General features: G+C 67.8%; 19 protein-coding genes. 10 read left to right on the top strand and 9 right to left on the bottom strand.

Annotation, left to right across the window (positions count from 1 at the left end):
* Window positions 1-166: 166 nt before the first annotated feature.
* Both ACU0DV_RS26210 and ACU0DV_RS26205 read left to right on the top strand, forming a co-directional pair.
* Window positions 167-1,633, top strand: a complete 1,467-nt coding sequence (locus tag ACU0DV_RS26210) for a leucyl aminopeptidase (RefSeq protein WP_100927069.1) — start codon at window positions 167-169, stop codon at window positions 1,631-1,633.
* 85 nt (window positions 1,634-1,718) lie between these two features.
* Window positions 1,719-2,177, top strand: coding sequence for a DNA polymerase III subunit chi (locus ACU0DV_RS26205; protein ID WP_446242848.1), 459 nt, complete (start codon window positions 1,719-1,721; stop codon window positions 2,175-2,177).
* Window positions 2,178-2,439: 262 nt separating this feature from the next.
* Here ACU0DV_RS26205 and ACU0DV_RS26200 read toward each other — a convergent pair whose 3' ends face one another.
* Complete coding sequence (locus tag ACU0DV_RS26200; RefSeq protein ID WP_446242849.1) at window positions 2,440-3,504, bottom strand: alpha/beta fold hydrolase; 1,065 nt, start codon at window positions 3,502-3,504, stop codon at window positions 2,440-2,442.
* Window positions 3,505-3,614: 110 nt separating this feature from the next.
* On the opposite strand from ACU0DV_RS26200, the gene ACU0DV_RS26195 reads away from it, so the two are divergent.
* Window positions 3,615-4,034: an RrF2 family transcriptional regulator gene (locus ACU0DV_RS26195; protein ID WP_446242850.1), complete on the top strand. Its 420-nt coding sequence runs from the start codon at window positions 3,615-3,617 to the stop codon at window positions 4,032-4,034.
* A gap of 266 nt (window positions 4,035-4,300) precedes the next feature.
* Here the strand turns inward: ACU0DV_RS26195 and ACU0DV_RS26190 are convergent, their stop codons facing one another.
* The 4 genes from ACU0DV_RS26190 to ACU0DV_RS26175 all read right to left on the bottom strand — a co-directional run bounded on the left by ACU0DV_RS26190 (window position 4,301) and on the right by ACU0DV_RS26175 (window position 8,347).
* Window positions 4,301-4,882, bottom strand: a complete 582-nt coding sequence (locus ACU0DV_RS26190) for a retropepsin-like aspartic protease family protein (protein WP_100927067.1) — start codon at window positions 4,880-4,882, stop codon at window positions 4,301-4,303.
* A gap of 58 nt (window positions 4,883-4,940) precedes the next feature.
* Window positions 4,941-5,561, bottom strand: a complete 621-nt coding sequence (locus ACU0DV_RS26185) for a MarC family protein (protein ID WP_198521797.1) — start codon at window positions 5,559-5,561, stop codon at window positions 4,941-4,943.
* Window positions 5,562-5,611: 50 nt separating this feature from the next.
* Window positions 5,612-6,145: a J domain-containing protein gene (locus ACU0DV_RS26180; RefSeq protein WP_446242851.1), complete on the bottom strand. Its 534-nt coding sequence runs from the start codon at window positions 6,143-6,145 to the stop codon at window positions 5,612-5,614.
* 357 nt (window positions 6,146-6,502) lie between these two features.
* On the bottom strand, window positions 6,503-8,347 hold the full coding sequence (locus ACU0DV_RS26175) for an ABC-F family ATP-binding cassette domain-containing protein (protein WP_283982984.1): 1,845 nt from the start codon (window positions 8,345-8,347) through the stop codon (window positions 6,503-6,505).
* 317 nt (window positions 8,348-8,664) lie between these two features.
* On the opposite strand from ACU0DV_RS26175, the gene ndk reads away from it, so the two are divergent.
* Complete coding sequence (ndk, locus tag ACU0DV_RS26170; protein ID WP_100927063.1) at window positions 8,665-9,087, top strand: nucleoside-diphosphate kinase; 423 nt, start codon at window positions 8,665-8,667, stop codon at window positions 9,085-9,087.
* 97 nt (window positions 9,088-9,184) lie between these two features.
* On the opposite strand, the gene ACU0DV_RS26165 is transcribed toward ndk, so the two are convergent.
* The 4 genes from ACU0DV_RS26165 to ACU0DV_RS26150 all read right to left on the bottom strand — a co-directional run bounded on the left by ACU0DV_RS26165 (window position 9,185) and on the right by ACU0DV_RS26150 (window position 13,323).
* A complete protein-coding gene (locus ACU0DV_RS26165) occupies window positions 9,185-9,640 on the bottom strand; it encodes a DUF4112 domain-containing protein (RefSeq protein ID WP_370313519.1) in 456 nt (151 codons plus the stop codon).
* An 8-nt stretch (window positions 9,641-9,648) separates the two neighbouring features.
* Window positions 9,649-9,819 carry a YqaE/Pmp3 family membrane protein gene (locus ACU0DV_RS26160; RefSeq protein WP_100927061.1) on the bottom strand — a complete coding sequence of 57 codons (171 nt, stop codon included), beginning with the start codon at window positions 9,817-9,819 and terminating at the stop codon, window positions 9,649-9,651.
* 83 nt (window positions 9,820-9,902) lie between these two features.
* Window positions 9,903-12,020, bottom strand: a complete 2,118-nt coding sequence (locus ACU0DV_RS26155) for a methyl-accepting chemotaxis protein (RefSeq protein ID WP_446242852.1) — start codon at window positions 12,018-12,020, stop codon at window positions 9,903-9,905.
* Window positions 12,021-12,114: 94 nt separating this feature from the next.
* The gene (locus ACU0DV_RS26150; RefSeq protein WP_446242853.1) at window positions 12,115-13,323 is read right to left on the bottom strand and encodes a pyridoxal phosphate-dependent aminotransferase; all 1,209 of its coding nucleotides are present in this window, start codon (window positions 13,321-13,323) and stop codon (window positions 12,115-12,117) included.
* A gap of 152 nt (window positions 13,324-13,475) precedes the next feature.
* Here ACU0DV_RS26150 and ACU0DV_RS26145 point away from each other — a divergent pair, with 152 nt between their 5' ends.
* The 6 genes from ACU0DV_RS26145 to ACU0DV_RS26120 all read left to right on the top strand — a co-directional run bounded on the left by ACU0DV_RS26145 (window position 13,476) and on the right by ACU0DV_RS26120 (window position 18,634).
* Window positions 13,476-13,931 (top strand): hypothetical protein, encoded by a 456-nt coding sequence (locus ACU0DV_RS26145; RefSeq protein WP_157814883.1) that lies wholly within the window; start codon window positions 13,476-13,478, stop codon window positions 13,929-13,931.
* Entirely contained in the window at window positions 13,879-15,219 is a 1,341-nt protein-coding gene (locus tag ACU0DV_RS26140) for a DNA-packaging protein (protein ID WP_100927057.1), read from the top strand. The genes ACU0DV_RS26145 and ACU0DV_RS26140 overlap by 53 nt, the downstream gene beginning before the upstream one ends.
* A gap of 218 nt (window positions 15,220-15,437) precedes the next feature.
* On the top strand, window positions 15,438-16,634 hold the full coding sequence (locus ACU0DV_RS26135; RefSeq protein ID WP_446242854.1) for a phage portal protein: 1,197 nt from the start codon (window positions 15,438-15,440) through the stop codon (window positions 16,632-16,634).
* Window positions 16,627-16,854, top strand: a complete 228-nt coding sequence (locus tag ACU0DV_RS26130; protein WP_283982991.1) for a GTA head formation protein, RCAP_rcc01685 family — start codon at window positions 16,627-16,629, stop codon at window positions 16,852-16,854. The genes ACU0DV_RS26135 and ACU0DV_RS26130 overlap by 8 nt, the downstream gene beginning before the upstream one ends.
* Before the next feature lie 25 nt (window positions 16,855-16,879).
* A complete protein-coding gene (locus ACU0DV_RS26125; RefSeq protein ID WP_283982992.1) occupies window positions 16,880-17,425 on the top strand; it encodes an HK97 family phage prohead protease in 546 nt (181 codons plus the stop codon).
* 27 nt (window positions 17,426-17,452) lie between these two features.
* On the top strand, window positions 17,453-18,634 hold the full coding sequence (locus ACU0DV_RS26120; protein WP_198521796.1) for a phage major capsid protein: 1,182 nt from the start codon (window positions 17,453-17,455) through the stop codon (window positions 18,632-18,634).
* Window positions 18,635-18,764 lie beyond the last annotated feature (130 nt).

Raw genomic sequence — 18,764 nt, 5'->3', positions numbered from 1 at the left:
CGGGCAGTTTAGGCGAAAGGTCAGGCGGGGGGAAGGTGGCTCTGGCCTTCCGCGGCGGGCGCGGCTAGGTCTTTGGGCAAGGACACGCTCAACGACGCCCGCGCGGACCGCGCGGGGCCGGGGCCGGCGGAGGCCGCCCCTCAGCACACGACAAGGAGAACCCAAGATGACAGAGCTGCGCGACATCCGTTTTGCCGAGACCGACCTCGAAGCGCTGGCCGGGGCGGCGGGCGCCGTGGCGGTGCTGGTGCCTGCCGAGGGCACCATGGGCCCGGGCGCGCGGCGGCTGAACCGGCTGACCAAGGGCGCGGTGAAGCGGGCGCTGGACAGCGAGGCCTTCGAAAAGCTGGGCGCGGGCGAGGCGATGGCACTGGCCTGGCCGGTGGGCATGGCGGCGGACGTGGCGCTGGTGGTGAAGCTGCCGCGCCGCCCCTCGGTGACGGAGGCCCGCAAGGCCGGTGCCGCGCTCGCCAAGGCCGCCGGATCGAAGGAGCTGACCGTGGTCGTCGACGGCACCAAGCGCGTGGCGCAGATGGGCCTCGGGATCGCGCTGCGCGGCTATGCCTTCACCGCCCGCAAGTCGAAGGCGGAGGACCCGCTGGGCGCCGCCACGCTGATGGTGAAATCGGTCGAGGAGGCGGAGGGCGCCTTTGCCGCCGTCAAGGCCGTGGCCGAGGGCGTGGCCTTCACCCGCGACCTGACGTCGGAACCGGCCAACGTGCTGGGCACGGTGGAATTCGCCAACCGGCTGGAGGCGCTGCGCGACCTCGGGCTGGAGGTCGAGGTGCTGGACGAGGACAAGCTGGAAGAGCTGGGCATGGGAGCGCTGCTGGGCGTCGGCATGGGCTCGGCGATGCCGTCCAAGGTCGTCGTGATGCGCTGGAAGGGCGCGGAGGGCGCGCCGCTGGCGCTGATCGGCAAGGGCGTGGTCTTCGACACCGGGGGCATCTCGCTGAAGCCCGCCGCGGGCATGGAAGACATGACCATGGACATGGGCGGCGCGGGCGTGGTTTCGGGCGTGATGAAGACGCTGGCGCTGCGCAAGGCCAAGGCGCATGTGGTCGGCATGGTGGGCCTCGTGGAGAACATGCCCTCGGACCGCGCGCAGCGTCCGGGCGACATCGTGACCTCGATGAAGGGCGACACGATCGAGGTCATCAACACCGATGCCGAGGGGCGGCTGGTGCTGGCCGATGTGCTCTGGCACGCGCAGGAAAGCGAGAAGCCGGCGGCCATCGTCGACCTTGCCACGCTGACCGGCGCCTGCATCATCGCGCTGGGCCACGAGAACGCCGCGGTCTTCTCGAACGACGACGCCTTTGCCGGGGATTTCCTGAAAGCGGCGGAAGCCGAGGGCGAGGGCGCGTGGCGGATGCCGATGGGCAAGGCCTACGACGACATGCTCAAGAGCCAGAAGGCCGACATGAAGAACATCGGCGGGCGACCGGCGGGCTCCATCACCGCGGCACAGTTCCTGCGGCGCTTCGTGAAGGAGGGGACCCCCTGGATCCACCTCGACATCGCGGGCGTGGCACAGGTGAGCGCCGACACCGCGCTGGCGCCGAAGGGCGCGACCGGATGGGGTGTCATGTCGCTCGACCGGCTGGTGCGCGACAAGTTCGAGACGGAGTGATCCGGGGCGTGCCGCCGTTGGCTGCACATATCCCGCCGGGCGCGCGCGTGGTGTGCTGCGCCCGGTTCCGGCCGGTGGAGGCCTGATGGGCGCGGTCTTCTTCTACCACCTCACGCGCCAGCCGCTGGAGGTGACGCTCGGCATGCTGCTGACCAAGTCGCTGGAGCGCGGCTGGCGGGTGGTGGTGCGCGGCACAGATCCGGCGCGGCTCGACTGGCTCGACGCGAAGCTGTGGCTGGAGCCGGAAGAGGGCTTCCTGCCGCACGGGCTGGCGGGCGGGAAGTTCGACGCGGAGCAGCCGGTGCTGCTGACCACGGCGCTGGAGGCGCCGAACGCGCCCTCCTGCCTGATCGCGGTGGACGGGGCGGAGATCCGCCCCGAGGAGACCGAGGCGCTGGAGCGGGTGTGCATCCTCTTCGACGGCGGCGACGGCGCGGCGGTGCAGGCGGCGCGCGGACAGTGGAAGGCGCTGACCTCGGCCGGGTGCAAGGCGCAATACTGGTCCGAAGAGTCCGGACGCTGGGAGAAGAAGGCCGAGGCCTGAGCGGGCGCTGCACGATTTTCTTCTAAAATCATGCGGGCGCCGGTGCCAGATGCCAGGCAAGACCGGCTTCTGGTTTCACATCGCTGACCCGGAGCGTGGCGTTACGTCCTAAGTCCAAGACAGTGGCCGAGCGGTCATTCGTGAAGAATGCCGCGAGCGGCAGGATCGAGCCCGAATTACCATATTCCTGCTTTGCGGCGCATGTTGGCAGCTTGAAAGAGCGCAAATCGCTGGCATGGATTGGATCTTGTTCTGATCGCAATCATTGCGCGACATCTGCGAGGAAGGTCAGCAAGGCATCATTCACCGCATCGGGTCGTTCCTGCGGCACCCAATGGCCAATACCATCCAGAAAGACGGGATCGCGCAGTTGCGGAACAAGGTCGCTCTGTCCTGCAATGATATCTCTCATGCCGGGCATAGTTAGCCCCGTGTCGCGGCTTCCCGCGATGTAGAGCGCCGGCACCTCCACGGTTCGGCCGGCAAATGCTTTCTGGAGGTGCCAGTTGCGGTCCAGATTGCGGTAAAGGTTCAGAGGGCCTCTGAAACCGCTTCTTGTGTAGTCGGCTACGAACGCCTCCAGATCCGACGGGGTCAACCAGTGTGGTGTCCGGGCAGGCATCGGCAATGGTGCAAGCAGACCATTCTGACGCGACACCATCGCAAACGGGTTGGGCGTTGCGTCCCCCGGCTGCCGCGGACCGGCTTCTCCGGAGGCCGCGTGGAAAATCTTCAGAAGGGTTGTGCGCACATCCTGTTCGAACTCAGCCTCTGCGATGCCGGGCTCCTGGAAATAGAGCGTGTAAAAGAGTGCGTCTTCCGTTGAAGGGAAAATCTGCGTCGGCGGCACCGGCGGCGGCCCCATCATGGGCACGCCGATTGCGGCAACGGCTTTGAACCGGTCAGGGCGCAAAAGGGCGGCCTGCCATGTCAGAGTGGCGCCCCAGTCGTTGCCCGCGATGACAGCCGTCGCCACACCCAGCACGTCAAGCAACGCCACCATGTCGCCGACCAGCATCTGGAGTGCGTAGGCTTCGACGGTTTCCGGAGCGTCAGTTCCGCCGAAGCCCCGCAGATCGGGGGCGATCACGCGATAACCCTGCGCCGAGAGCGCCTCGATCTGATGTCGCCAGGCATAGGCTGTTTCCGGAAATCCATGGCAGAGCAGCACCACGGGACCAGTCCCCTGATCCGCGATCCGCATCCGCAATCCGTTTGCTTCGACGTCCCGATACGGCATGTCGGTCATATCATCTGTTCCTTTTGACTGACTGGGTGCACCTGCGGGCAAACCCAGTGCGATGAGCGGGAGGATTGCCGACTTCATGAGGGCAGTCCGGCGGTTCATGGTGGCAGTCCCATTGTGTAACGTATAAAGTTACATATAGAGGGTTGCGCAAAGAATGTAACTCAATCTGTTACATTATGAGGCTAAATGTGAATCGCGATGGCCGTTTCCCACGTGTGCTGCACGTCTTGATCCACATGGCTCTGCGCGACAGGGTCATGTCATCGGCCGAAATTGCTCAGATGCTCACGACGAACCCGGTCGTGGTGCGCCGGATGCTGGCAGGCTTGCGCGATGGCGGATTGGTCGAGACGTCAAAAGGGCCGGGCGGCGGCTGGCGCGTTGTCAAATCGCTTGACGCCATGACCTTGCGGGACGTCTTCGATGCCTTGGATCGCCCGGGGATAGACGTCGGTGGCGCGGCCCACGACCATCCGGGATGCCCCGTCGAGGCAGCGGTTAACGTCGCACTGGCTGACGTCGACGATGCCGTCACCGAGATGATGCTGAACCGTTACGCGGCAACCACTCTTGCGGAGATCGCCAACGCCGCAAAGACGGCCTCCTGACCATGATGTCGGCAAGGGTTTTGAATTGTCGCGAACAGAGTGGCCATCAGTTCTGCCCCGACCTGTTGAATAGCAGGGAGATGAGAGATGGACGTGTTGCTGTCCTGACAATGACGGCTTTGTCCGCGTTCCCATACCGCACCCGGGGTCCGGATTGGGTCGGAAGTGTTTGGCATCTAATTAGGAATTGACTGGCGCGGCACCCTGTCAAAATTCAGAAAGCCCGACAGGAAGAGCCAAGAACGCACGGCATGTGACACGCCGGTTCAGCGTTCGAGGATCATCCGGCCGCCGGAGATCTCCAGCCGGTCGAAGCGGGCGAGGTAGTCCATGCCCAGGAGCGAATCCATCATCTGCCCGTCGTTCACATAGGCCCGGACCCCGCGGTCCAGGAAGGGCCCGAGCGACACGCTGTCCAGCGTCACCGGCGCGGTCTGCACCGTGCCGTTGGCGGTCTGGGCCATGTCGTAGAAGGCGAGGTCCTCGGGGTGGAGGCCGGCCTCCTCGGCGGCGGTTCTGGTCAGCACCACGCCCGAGGCGCCGGTGTCCACGACGAAGCGGATGGGCGATCCGTTGACCTCGAGCGTCACGTAGTAATGGCCGTCGAAGCCGCGCGGGATCTCGATCCGGCCGTCGCCGGAGAACACCGCCTGCCGCTGGTCGAGCCCGCCGCGCACATCCTGCCAGAGCCCGGCGGCGGCGAGGATGCCGACGAAGAGCAGCGCCCAGCCCATCAGGGTCTGCACGCCGCGGCCCGGCGCGCGGCGGTAGTTCATCCAGAACCACGCGAGCACGGCGAAGCCGAGAAGCCCGAGAAAGAGCGTGTGGCCGGTCTGGTCGGGCGTCATGTCGGGTCCCTGTGCCTGCGTCCCTTCAATGTAGGCATTCCGCCTGCGGAAGGAAGCCTCAGGACGCGACGAAGCCGAAGTCGCGCAGCCCGTCGAGCACGAATTGCACCGAGAGCGCGGCGAGGAGCATCCCGAGGAGGCGCGTGGTGACGGTGATCCCTGTGGGCCCCAGCCCGCGCTCGATCAGCCCGGCGGAGAGGAACAGGAGAAGGACCAGCGCCAGCACCAGCGCCATGACACCCAGAACGCCTATGATGCCCAGCACGTCGGTGGTCGAGCCGGTCAGCAGGATCATCGAGGCGATGGCGCCCGGTCCGGCGATCAGCGGGATGGCCAGCGGGAAGACGGAAGGGTCGGGCGGGTGGTCCGCCTCTGCCCGGTCCTCGCGCCGCTTGTTGCGGCGTTCGAAGAGCATGTCGAGCGCGGTGATGAACAGCAGGATCCCGCCGGAGATCCGGAAGGCGGGCATGCCGATCCCGATGAAGCCCAGCACCGCCTCGCCGAAGAAGGCGAACAGCGTCAGGAGCGCCGCCGCGATGACCGTCGCGCGGATGCCCACGGCGCGGCGGTGGCGCGCGTCCGCGCCCTGCGTCAGGGCGATGAACAGCGGTGTCAGCCCGATCGGGTCGATGACCACGAAGAGCGTGACGAAGGCCGAGATCAGGAAGGTCGGGTCCATGATCCCCGGTTAGGCGGTTTCGGGCCGCCGGTAAAGCCTTTGCGGCGGGATCAGGCGTCGATGGCGACGCGGGCCGGGCGGGCTTTCTCGAACGCGGCGCGGGCGGTGGAGAAGGAGGCCGTGGCCTTGTGCAGCGCGGCCCGCTGGGCGGGGGAGAGGGCCGGGGCCTCGGGCGCCTTGCGGCTGCGGGCCTTTGCGGCGCGGGGCTTTGCGGCGGCGGCTTTGGCCTGCTTTTCGGCCTTTCCGGCGGCCTGTGCTGTTGCGTGGGCCTCCGCCTTTGCCTGCGCGCGGCGGTGTGCGTCGGCCCGGGTCTGCGCTCCGGCCTGCTGGGCGGCTGTGCGGGTTGCGTCCCCGGTATCGGCGTTCCGCGGCGCGCGGCCCGGGGCCGGGACGTGGTGGCGCAGCTTGTCGTAGGCGGCGTTCAGCTCGGCGAGGCGGCGGGTCAGCCGGGCGGCGTCGGCGGGGCATCGGTCGGGGTGGTTTTCGCGGACGAGCCGCTTCCACGCGCTGCGGATGGCCGCGCGGTCGTCGAAGGCGGAGACGCCGAGGATCTCGTAGGGGGTCCGTGGTGCGGTGCGGGTCATGGGGGAGTCTTTCCTCGTGCGGTACGAACCGGCGCCGAGGCTGCCCCCGCGGCCCTGCGGCGCCGTCGAAATGAGGCATAAATCGGGCAGAGGATGGCGGGAAGCCTCAATTTGGACACAAAGTTAACGCGATTTTGCTAGGAATTCCGGGCGGCCGATCCGGGTTTTCAGGGATTTTCAGAGGCTTGCGTCTGGGGTGACGCTGTTGGCCGGGGGCGCGCTTGCATCCGAGGCACAGGGGAAATGTGGCGGAGCGTGCCACATTCGGGGTTGCCGACTTGGTGTATCGGGTGGGCCGGAATGGCGAACGGCGGCCCCGAGGGTCCGCCGTGCTTCGCATTCACCGGAGGTGCGGGGTCAGCCCTGCGCCGTGTCCAGCTTTTCCTGTGCCGCCATCCAGAGCGCCTCTGCGCGGGAGAGGCCCTCCATGATCTCGGCGTATTTCTTGTTCCAGACTTCCAGCTCGCCCACCTTGTCGTTCTCGTAGAGCGCGGGGTTCGCCAGCTTGTTGGCCAGCTTCTCGCGCATGTCCTCGAGTTTGGTCACGCGTTCCTCGCATTTGCGGACCTCGGCACGCAGGTCGAGGATCTGGTCGCGGGTGGCGCGTTTGGGCTTTTCCTTCGGCTTCTCGGGCTTCGACGGCGACTCCTTGGCCAGCAGGAGGGCGCGGTAGGAATCGAGGTCGTCGTCGTAGGGGTTCACGGTGCCGCCGGAGACCAGCCAGAGCCGGTCGGCCACCATCGACAGCAGGTGCATGTCGTGGCTGACGAGGATGACCGCGCCGGAATAGGCGGTCAGCGCCTCCATCAGCGCCTCGCGGCTTTCGATGTCGAGGTGGTTGGTCGGCTCGTCGAGGATCAGGAGGTGCGGCGCGTCGAGCGTGGCGAGCAGCAGCGAGAGCCGTGCCTTCTGGCCGCCGGAGAGGCGCGCGACCTCGGTCTCGGCCTGCGCGGCATAAAGGCCGAACCCGGCGAGCAGCGCGCGGAGCTTCGCAGGGGGCGAGTCGGGGCGTTCGCGCTGCAGGTGCTGGAGCGGCGTCTCGTCGAGGTGCAGTTCGTCAACCTGGTGCTGGGCGAAGTAGCCGATGCGCAGCTTCGACGAGCGGTTCATCCGGCCGTCCATCAGCGGCAGGCGGTCGGCCAGCAGCTTCGACAGGGTCGACTTGCCCTGGCCGTTCTTGCCCAGAAGCGCGATGCGGTCGTCCTGGTCGATGCGCAGGTTGAGCCGCCGCAGCACGGCGGTGTCGCCGTAGCCGGTGGTGCCGTCCTCGATGTTGACGATGGGCGGCGACAGTTCGTCGGGCTGCGGGAAGGTGAAGACGCGCTTGGCCATCTCTTCGGGCGGGGTGACCATGTCCATGCGCTCGATCATCTTCAGCCGGGCCTGCGCCTGCTTGGCCTTGCTGGCCTTGGCGCGGAAGCGGTCGACGAAGGACTGCAGGTGGGCGCGGCGGTCCTGCTGCTTTCGGGCGGTGGCGGCGAGCTGGGCGCGCTTTTCGGCGCGCAGCTTGACGAAGCCGTCGTAGGGGGTGCCGTAGTAGGTCAGCTTGCGGTCCTCGAGGTGGAGGATCGAGCTGACGGCGCGGTTCAGGAGGCCGCGGTCGTGGGAGATGACGATGACCGTGTGCGGGTAGCGCGCGAGGTAGGATTCGAGCCAGAGCGCGCCTTCGAGGTCGAGGTAGTTGGTCGGCTCGTCGAGCAGCAGCAGGTCGGGCTGGGCGAAGAGCACGCCGGCCAGCGCCACACGCATCCGCCAGCCGCCGGAATAGGCGGAGCAGGGGCGGGAGTGTTCCTCGGGATCGAAGCCCAGGCCCTTGAGGATCGAGGAGGCGCGGGCCTCCGCGCTCCAGGCGTCGATGTCGGCGAGGCGGGTCTGGATCTCGGCGATGCGGTGGCCGGAGGCGGTGTCCTGTTCGGCGAGGAGCGCCGCGCGCTCGGTGTCGGCGGCGAGCACGGTGTCGAGGATCGAGGTCTCTGAGGCGGGGACTTCCTGGCTGACGCCGCCGATGCGGGCGCGGGACGGCAGGGAGATGTCGCCGCCGTCGATGGTCAGCTCGCCCCGGATCAGGCGGAAGAGCGTGGTCTTTCCCGCGCCGTTCGGGCCGACGAGGCCGACCTTGTGACCTTCGGGGATCGTGGCGGTGGCCTCCTCGAAGAGGGGACGGCCTTCGACCGAATAGGAGAGGGATGAGATACGCAGCATGGAGGCGCTTTAGCAGAGGGTTCGGGGAGGGGAAAGGCACGTCGGCGGGCGGCACTGTTTGCTTTCGCAAAAGCGCCCGCCCGCCGACCCGTAGGGCGCGTTTCAGGCGGGGTGGCGGGTGCGGGGATGCGCGGCGGGTGGGGCCGCGATGGTCCCGGGGCGGGCTTCGGGCCGTGGTTTGCGTCCTGAGGCCGGGGAGGGCACGTGTGACGCATGGTCATGAGGGGTTTCCTGATCCGGGAGGCCGTGTTATCGGGCGCCGCGATACACCCTGACGACCCCGGACTGTGGGTCGGATCCATCTGGAGGATAACACGATGGCCCTCGAGCGCACCTTTTCGATCATCAAGCCCGATGCAACCCGCCGCAACCTGACCGGCAAGATCAACGCCAAGTTCGAGGAGGCCGGTCTGCGCATCGTCGCGCAGAAGCGGATCCACCTGACCAAGGCGCAGGCCGGCGAGTTCTACAAGGTGCACGCCGAGCGCCCGTTCTACGACGAGCTGTGCGAGTTCATGGCGTCCGCCCCGATCGTCGCACAGGTTCTGGAAGGCGAGAACGCCATCTCCAAGAACCGCGAAGTGATGGGCGCGACCAACCCGGCCGATGCGGCCCCGGGTACCATCCGCGCCGAGTTCGCCGAGTCGGTGGGCGAGAACTCCGTCCACGGGTCGGACGCGCCGGACACCGCGGCTCAGGAGATCGCGTATTTCTTCTCAGGTCTCGAGCTGGTCGGCTGAGCCTTCACCGGTTCCGAAATGACGAAGGGGCGCCTTACGGCGCCCCTTTTTCGTTGGTTTGCCTGGGTTTGTTTGCCCGGGCCTGTCGCCGGTCGTGTCAGGCGTTGGCGCCGCGGGAGCGTCCGAGGCCCTGCACGGGGGTGCGGGTCGGGGGCTGGCGCGGGGTCTGACCGGGTGTCGTATCGGCGTGGCGCTTTTCCGCGAAGTCGCGCATGAGCGCGGCGTTGCGGAGGTTGGCCTTGAAACCCACGTCGAAGATGTCGCCGACCAGAGGCACGAGGCCGATCACCCAGTCGATGCCGACATTGCCGGCCATCCGCGCCAGAAGGTGCTTCGGCGCGCCGATGTCGTGGGCGAGGTAGACGATGTAGGCCGACGGCGTCAGGGCCAGCGTGTCGCCGATGCCGGGAACGAGGCCGATGATGCTGTCCCAGCCGAGGCGGATGCGCGTGCCGGGCAGGTACATGGCGGCGTCCATGCGGCGGGCGATGCGTTCCGCCCGCTCGACCTTGGCGAAGGTGGTCTTTGCGTCGTGCCTGTGCGCGTCGGTCATGGCCGGGCTCACGCGTGGGCGGGACGGCGCGAGATCACCCAGATCGCGTGTACGACGCCGGGGAGCCAGCCGAGAAGGGTCAGCAGGATGTTGAGCCAGAAGTGCTTGCCAAGGCCCACTTCGAGGAAGACGCCCAGGGGCGGCAGGAACAGGCTGAGGATGATGCGGATGAGGTCCATCTTGGATCTCCTTTACGTTGCCGGGTTGAACAGGAAACGCGGCAACGGTGTGGAAGTTCCGAAGATGTCCGGCGCCGCCCGGGTCAGGCGGCGCGTTCGGCGGGCATGATAACGGGCTCTGTGGCCTCCAGCCTGAACTCCGATACGGTGCGCGAAAGGTCCTGCGCGGTGCCGGCGAGTGCGGAGGAACTGGTCCGCGTGTCGGCGACAAGCCCGGCGTTGGCGCGGGTCAGGTCCTGAAGGAGCTTCATCGCGGAGTCGATCTCGGCCAGGTCGCTGGCGTGCGCGCTGGTGGAGGCGGCGATGTCGGAGAGGGTCTCGTCCATCTTGTGGATGCTCCGGACCATGATCTGCAGCGACTGGCCCGCGCCGTTGACCAGCTGCACGCCGTCCTGCACCTCCTTGTGGCTTTCGGAGATCAGCTTCTTGATGTCGAGGGCGGATTTCGAGGAGCGACCCGCGAGGTCGCGCACCTCTTCGGCCACGACGGCGAAGCCGCGGCCGGATTCGCCCGCGCGGGCGGCCTCCACCCTCGCGTTGAGGGCGAGGAGGTTGGTCTGGAAGGCCAGTTCCTCGATCACGGTGACGATCTTGGCGATCTCGTCGGAGCGCTGGCTGATCTGGTCCATGGCGGCGATCGCCTCTGCCACGGTGCGGTCCGATTCGGCGGCGGTGTCGGAGGCGGCGCGCGCCTCTTCCTTCGCCGACGCGATGCGGTGCGCATCGTCGCGGGTCTCTTCCGTCACGCGGGTAACGCCGTCGGCGCTACGGGTGATGGCGGCGCCCTGCTGTTCCGTCCGGTGGGCGAGGTCTTCGGCGCCGTCCTTCATTTGGCCGGAGCGGTCGGTGATCTGCGCGACCGCGGAGACGAGGCCGGAGATCACGCCGTTCAGCCGTTCGGCGGCGGCGTTGAAGTCAAGCCGGATGTGATCGTACTTCGGATCGAGCGGGGTGTGGAAGCGGCGCGTGAGGTCGGCATTGGCGAGGGCGCGCAGCCCTTCGGCGACCATGTCGACGACCTGCTGGTGCGTGACGTTCAGCCGTGCCTTTTCCTCTGCCCCGGCGCGGGCGCTGTCCTGCCGGTGGAGCAGCATCGCCTGTTTGAAGTCGGACAGGACGCGGGCCATGCGGCCCAGTTCGGAGCGTTCGGAGGATTGCGGCACCTCGGGTTCGAAGTCGCCGTCGCGGTAGTGGCCCATCAGGGCGATCAGCTTGCCGATCCGGCGCAGGGTCCGTTCGAACAGCAGGAAGGAAAAGAGCGCGGCGGCCAGCGCCGCCCCGGCGGTCAGCAGCAGCGTGGTGCGCAGGTGGGCGGCGGTTGTCTCGCGCTCCTGCGCGGCGTTGGTCCTGATCTCCTGCGCGAGGTCGAGTTCGAGCGCGCGCAGGGTGTCGATCCAGGCGGTGGAGGCGGCGAACCATTGCGGCGCGGTGTAGCCGCCGAGCGTGCCGGTATGGACCGACGCGGTCAGGGCGTCGCGCATGGTGTTCACTGTCTGCGCGGCCTCGGACTGGTTCAGGGCTTCCAGCATGCCGGGCCGTTCGAGGACCTGCGCGGCGGCCGCCAGGTCCGCCGACTGCACGGCGCCGAGACTGACGAACCGCGTGTGCACCGGGGGCGCGAAGGCGCCGGCGCCGAGGCCGGTGGCGCCCATGGCACGCTCCAGCCCGGCGCTTTCCTTGGCCTGTCCGATCAGGGCCTTGGCCTCAACCAGCCGGGCGAGGTCCTCGGAGGCGCGCGCCTCCGACACACGGTTCGCGGTGGAGATCAGCGAATTGACGAGGCCGGTGTACCAGCCCGCCAGTTCCGGCACGGTCTTTTCCGTCGCGGTGATCGCCGCCCGCCACTGGTCCAGTTCGGCAAGGGCTGTGTCGGCGGCGGCCATGCGGTCGGGCGCCGCGGCGCGGGCCATCGGCAGAGCGCCCGCAATGGCGGCGAGGGCGGCGTCGGTCGCCAGGCGCTGGGCGGGCAGGACATCGGCGAAGTTCGCGCCGCCGGAAGAAGTGTAGCCGGCGGAGAAGCCGCGCTCCTTCTGGAGTTCATGCACCAGGTCGTTGAGCAGCTCCGCCTCCGCGATGCCGCGCGCCTGTGCGTCGAGGTGGCCGATGTGGTCCTGCCCGGTCGTCCAGTCGTACCACGTCAGGTAGCCGATCAGGGCAAGCAGGGGGAGCATGATGACAAGAGCAGTTTCGCGGAGAGTCATGGCAGGCCTCGCTGAAAGGTTTGGCCGACCATCCGCAGTTACGATTACCGAAGTGTCACCTCGCTAATTTTCTCTTTTCGAATGTATCTTTAACTCACGCCATCGAGCCGTCCGCGACGCGCGCCGCCGACAGTTCGGCTGCGAAGCCGCACAGCGTGTCGACGGCATGCGACAGGCGGTCGTCGGCGACGGTCAGCGCGACGCGGACGTGCCCCGCGGCCGATGCGCCGAAGCTTTCGCCCGGCATGACGGCGATGCGGTGGGCGTCGAGGAGGCGGTAGGCGAAGGTTTCGCCGTCGAGCCCGGTCGCGCGGATGTCGAGCATCAGGTACATCGCCCCGCGCGACGGGATCGCGGTGACGACCGACTGCCTGGCGAGCGTGTCGAGGACAAGGGCGCGGCGGCGGCGGAAGGGTTCGGCCACGTGTTCCTCGACCGCGTCGCCCTGTTGCAGCGCGAAGAGCGCCGCGTCCTGGATATAGCCGGGCACGCCGTAGGTGGTCGCCGTGGCGAGGTCGATCAGGCGGGCGACGGCCTCTTCCGGGGCTACGATCCAGCCGATGCGGGAGCCGGTCATGGCGTGGCTTTTCGACATGGAGCCCACGACCATGGTGCGTTCGGCCATGCCGGGCAGGGCGCGCGGGCTGACGTGGGCGCCCTCCCAGACCTGGGTGTCGTAGACCTCGTCCGAGATCAGCCACAGATCGTTGCCGATGGCGGTGCGCGCGATGCCGTCGAGCGTGTCGGCCCCATAGACCGTGCCGGTCGGGTTGTTGGGCGTGTTCACCAGCAGGGAGCGCGCGCCGGTGGCCCGTGCGGCGCCGTCGATCTGGTCGAAGGAGGGCAGGAAGGCGTCCTCTGCCCGGGTGGCGATGGCGTGCGGAATGCCTGAGGCGGCGCGGATCGTGCCGGGGTAGGTGGCATAGTAGGGGTCGATGTAGAGGCCGGTCTCGCCGGGGGCGAGCGTCGCCATGTGCGCGGCGAAGAGCGCGGCCTGCCCGCCGGGGGTCACCAGCACGTTGTCGCGTGTGGTGGCGACACCGGTGCGGTTGGCGACGCGGCTGGCGATGCGGTCGCGCAGCGCGTCGACCCCGGGCACCATGGCATAGCCGGTGTGCCCGGCGGAGGCGGCGCGGTGCATCTCGTCGAGGATCGCCTGATCGGTGCCGATGTCATGCTCGCCGATGGTCAGTTCGAGGATGTCCTGGCCTTGCGCCTTCAGGGCGCGCGCCTTGTAGAACACGCCCCAGCCGTCGGAGCCGTCGCCGTTGAGGGTGCAGATACGCTTGGACAAATGCGGCATGGACGGCTCCTTTTCGGGTTCTGGAGGGGTGTGCCAGAGCGAAGGCGGCTGGGCAAGCCGTTAACCTTTGATGCGGAAGTGTGAAGGGTTTCAACGTGTTGCGTTCGGGGGCCGGATTGACCGGGCGCGCGGAGGGGAGTAGCTTTCACGACATGCTGGACGAGGTGCGGCAGAGGCCCGCGGGGGAAACCCCGTCGGGTCTTTTTCGTGTCCTGCCCGAGGAGGGGCAACCTACAGGCAAGAAAGGTGTCGAGCATATGAGCAGCAAGAAGGTGACCGGCTGCACACTGGTGGTTCCGGTGTGCGAGACGGCGCGTCTGGAAGCGCAACGGGACGAGATTGCGCAGACGCTGAAGGACCTGGTCGCGGACATCCGCGACCTGGCGGAGAAAGTCCGGGATGGAGGGGTGAAGAAGGCCGAGCTGGGCACGTCGCTGAGCGACCTGCGCTACTGGCTGAAGGCCGCACGGGAAACGGAGCTGGAACTGGATGAAATCAAGAGGAAAACAACGGGAATCGTCGGATCTTACGGGCTTGACCTCGAAGCAGCCAGATTTGAGGTCAGGTGCCGCCTGGATCGCCTCCGCGCCTGCCGAGGTTCAGATTGAGTTCTGGAATGCACTGTCGGAAGGGGGGCGCATCGCGCTCCCCTACCTTTTCGATTTCTGGGCCCATCCGCACCAGCTTCCGCCCGAGGGGGACTGGCGGACATGGGTGATCCTCGGCGGCCGCGGCGCGGGCAAGACGCGCGCCGGGGCGGAATGGGTGCGCGCGCAGGTCGAGGGCGCGCGCCCGCTGAAGCCGGGCCGCTGCAAGCGCATGGCGATCATCGGCGAGACATTCGACCAGGCACGCGAGGTCATGGTCTTCGGCGACAGCGGCATCCTTGCCTGTTCGCCGCCCGACCGCCGTCCGCTCTGGCAGGCGTCGCGCAAATGCCTCGTCTGGCCCAACGGCGCGGAGGCGATGATCTACTCGGCAAGCGAGCCGGAGGCCCTGCGCGGCCCGCAGTTCGACGGCGCCTGGGTTGACGAGCTGGCGAAGTGGAAGCGCGGGCAGGATACGTGGGACATGCTGCAGTTCGGTCTGCGGCTGGGCGACCACCCGCAGGTCTGCGTGACCACCACGCCGCGCAACGTGGGCGTGCTGAAGGCGCTCCTGGCGCTCGGGTCCACCGTGACGACCCACGCGCCGACCGAGGTGAACGCGGCGCATCTGGCGCGCAGTTTCCTGAACGAGGTGCGCACGCGCTACGCCAATTCATCGCTCGGGATGCAGGAACTTGACGGTCTGCTGCTGGACGAGGTCGACGGCGCGATGTGGACGCGCGACCTGCTGGATGCGCAGCGTTGCGGGACGTTGCCCACGCTCGACCGGATCGTCGTGGCGGTCGATCCGCCGGCGGGGGACGGGAAGCGCTCGGACGCCTGCGGGATCGTGGTTGCGGGCGCGGCGCGGGACAAGGACGGCCTGATGACCGCCTACGTGCTGGAGGACGCCAGTGTGCAGGGGCGCCGCCCGGCGGAATGGGCCGCCTGCGCGGTGGAGGCGGCGCGCCGCTGGAACGCAGACCGCGTGGTGGCGGAGGTCAACCAGGGCGGTGCCATGGTCGAGGAGGTGCTGCGGCAGGTCGATCCCTATTTGCCGGTCACGCGGGTCCATGCCTCTGACGGTAAGGCGATCAGGGCAGAGCCGGTCGCGGCGCTCTACGAACAGGGCCGGGTCTTCCATTCCGCGGGACTGGCGGAACTGGAAGCCCAGCTTTGCCTGATGACGCCCATGGGGTTTCAGGGAGGCGGCAGCCCCGACCGGGTCGATGCGCTGGTCTGGGCGGTGTCACACCTGATCGTGCCGGGTAAGCCGCCGGTTCAGCCACGGGTGCGGAGTGCGGGATAAGTCGTTGATTTATCTTGCATGTGAGTCTGCACGGGGCACCGTACGCTGCGCTGAAGGGTTGTTAACCCGCTGTTCATAGGGTGGCCTTCGAAGCGCGGATGGACCGACCGTTCGCCGGTTTCGGGATAGCGGGATATGCCAGGGGACGCAGGCCTTTCAGGTGTGCGGCCGATGGCCTGCGGCGCGGCGGTTGGGCCGGAGGGAAAAGGAGCACTAGCATGGTTTTCGACTTTCTGCGGCGACAGGATACGCGGGACGCGGTGTCCGTGCCGGAGGTGAAGGCCTCTGCCACGGGGCGTGTCGTGGCCCACATGTCCGCCGGCCGCATCGCGTGGAGCCCGCGGGATACGGTGTCGCTGACGAAGCAGGCGTTCTCCGGCAACCCGGTGGGCTTTCGCGCGGTCAAGCTGATCTGCGAGGCGGCGGCGGCGCTGCCGCTGGTGCTGCAGGACCGGGACACGCGCTATGTCGATCACCCGATCGTCAGGCTGATCACCCAGCCCAACACGGGCCAGGGCCGGGCGGAACTGTTCGAGGCGCTCTATGGCCAGATGCTGCTGTCCGGGGATGGATACCTGGAGGCGGTGGCGGGCGATAGCGGGCTGCCGTTCGAGCTGCACGTCCTGCGCAGCGACCGGATGAGCGTCGTTCCCGGCGCCGACGGGTGGCCCGTGGCCTATGTCTACGAGGTCGGCGGCCGGAAGCACCGGTTCAATGTGAGCGGGCCGGTCTCTCCGGTGCTGCATGTGAAGACGTTCCACCCGCAGGACGACCACTACGGCCTGTCGCCGCTTCAGGCGGCCGCGCAGGCGGTGGATGTGCACAACTCGGCGTCGCGCTGGTCGAAGGGGCTTCTGGACAACGCGGCGCGTCCGTCCGGTGCCATCGTCTGGAAGGGCACGGAGGGGCAGGGGCATCTCACGTCCGAACAGTACGACCGGCTGACCGCCGAGATGGAGGCGCATCACCAGGGGGCGCGGAACGCGGGCCGTCCGATGCTGCTGGAAGGTGGGCTGGACTGGAAGCCGATGGGTTTCTCGCCCTCCGACATGGAGTTCCAGAAGACCAAGGAAGCGGCGGCGCGCGAGATCGCCGTAGCCTTCGGCGTGCCGCCCATGCTGCTGGGGATCCAGGGCGAGGCGACCTATGCCAATTACGCGGAAGCGCACCGGGCGTTCTACCGCCAGACGGTGCTGCCGCTGGCGTCGAAGGTGACGCATGCCGTGGGGCGCTGGCTGTCGTCCTTCACCGGGGAGGAGATCGTGCTGTCGCCCGACCTCGATCAGGTGCCCGCGCTGGCGGTGGAGCGGGACGCGGTCTGGAACCGCGTGGCCGGGGCCGATTTCCTGACCACCGCGGAGAAGCGCCAGCTCTTGGGTCTGCCGGCGCTTCCGGAGGAGGCGCAGGATGACTGAACTGCGCAGCCGGGCAGAGACCTTTGCCTGCGCGCCTGGGCTTCGGCTGGAAGCGCACGAGCGTGTCTCGAAGCTGCAATACGACGGGTTGACCGACAGGTTCCAGCGGCTGGAGGCCCTGATGGAACGGTTGGAGCGGCGGTTGTGGCTGGCCGTCTACGGCGTCGCCGGGGTGATCCTGGCGGAAGCCTTTCAGGAGTTCATGCAGGTGACGCCCTGAGGGCCGCACCACAGGAGGATCGGATATGGATCTGGAACACAAGTTCTGCCGCTTCGACACCGAAGTGACGGTTGTCGAGGGAACGCGGATCGAGGGCTATGCCTCGCTCTTCGGGAAGTGCGACCAGGGCGGCGACGTGGTTGCCCGTGGCGCCTATGCCCGCTCTCTCAAGCGCCTTCTGGCAGAGGGGCGCGCGGTCAAGATGCTGTGGCAGCACGACCCGGCCCAGCCTATCGGCGTCTGGGAACAGGTGCGCGAGGACGAGCGCGGCCTCTACGTGAAGGGCCGGCTGCTGGAAACGGTGGCGAAGGGCCGCGAGGCCGCCGCCCTGATCGAGGCCGGCGCCATCGACGGGCTGTCGATCGGCTACCGCACGATCAAGGCCAGCAAGGATGACAAGGGCCGCAGGCTCTTGGCGGAACTGGAGCTGTGGGAGGTGTCGTTGGTGACCTTCCCGATGCTGTCCAGTGCGCGGGTTGCTGCGAAGGGCGAGGACCGCCCCGACGACGGCGGCCTGCATGCGTTGGCGGAGGCCCTGGAGGGCATGCGCCTGAACCTGGCGGGCGACTGACGCGCGCCACTCATGAGGGAAACAAGGATGAGCAAACCCGAGACCACGTCTCGGACCGGGGAAGATGTGTCTCCGGTCGCCCGGGTGAGTGCCGCGATGGCGGGACTGATCGGGGACTACAAGGCCCTCGCGGCCGATCTGGAAGAGAAGCTTGCAAAACAGGAAGAGCGACTGACCATGCTTGATCACAAAACCGCCCTGGCGAAACGGCCGACCCTTTCGACCCGCGCCGAGGTCGAAGCCCCCCACCTCAAGGCGTTCGACGCGTACCTCCGTTCCGGCGACGACGACGGCCTGCGCGGCATCGAGCTGGAAGGCAAGGCGATGTCCACGGCGGTGAACGCCGATGGCGGCTACCTCGTGGACCCGCAGACCTCTTCGATCATCAAGTCGAAGCTGGACAGCCTCGTCTCGATCCGTGCGATTTCCAACGTGGTGAACGTGGAGGCCTCGGCCTTCGACGTGCTGATCGACCGCAACGACACCGGCGCGGGCTGGGCCACGGAGACCTCGACCGCGGCAGAGACGACCTCGCCGACCATCGAGCGCATTTCCATTCCGCTCTATGAGCTGAACGCGATGCCGAAGGTGTCGCAGCGCCTTCTGGACGACTCCGCCTTCGACGTGGAATCCTGGCTGGCGTCGCGCATCGCCGACAAGTTCATCCGGGCGGAGGCGGCGGCCTTCATCAACGGGGACGGTGTCGACAAGCCTTCCGGTCTGCTGACGAACACCATCGTGGCGAACACCACCTGGTCCTGGGGTGCGCTGGGCTATGTGCCCACCGGCGCCGCGGCGGGCATGGGTGACGGCGATGCCGTGATCGACCTGATCTACGCGCTCGACAGCCGGTATCGCCCGAATGCGACCTTCGTGATGAACTCCAAGACGGCGGGCGCGCTGCGCAAGCTGAAGGATGCGGACGGCCGCCATCTTTGGGCCGACGGCCTGGCCGCGGCAGAGCCCGCGCGTCTGCTGGGCTACAAGGTCCTGATCTCCGAGGACATGCCGGACATCGCCGCCGACGAGCACCCGATCGCGTTCGGCGATTTCGGCGCCGGCTACACCATCGCGGAACGCCCGGACATCCGTGTCCTGCGCGATCCGTTCTCGGCCAAGCCGCACGTGCTGTTCTACGCGTCCAAGCGCGTGGGCGGCGGCGTCAGCGACTTCGCCGCGATTAAGCTGCTGCGTGTCTCGACCTCGTAAACGTGCACCGGACAGGGGGCGGGAAACCGCCCTCTGACGGGCGCGCGTGGTCCCGAGTTGTCCAGCTTCCCCTCCGCCCGAGCAGCCTGGGCGGCGCGCGCCCACCTGTCGATGAGGCCCCCGAAGGCCG

Source organism: Sagittula sp. (genome assembly GCF_052825245.1).
Note: the sequence above shows the minus strand (reverse complement) of the source record. Positions and strands in the feature narration are given on the sequence as shown.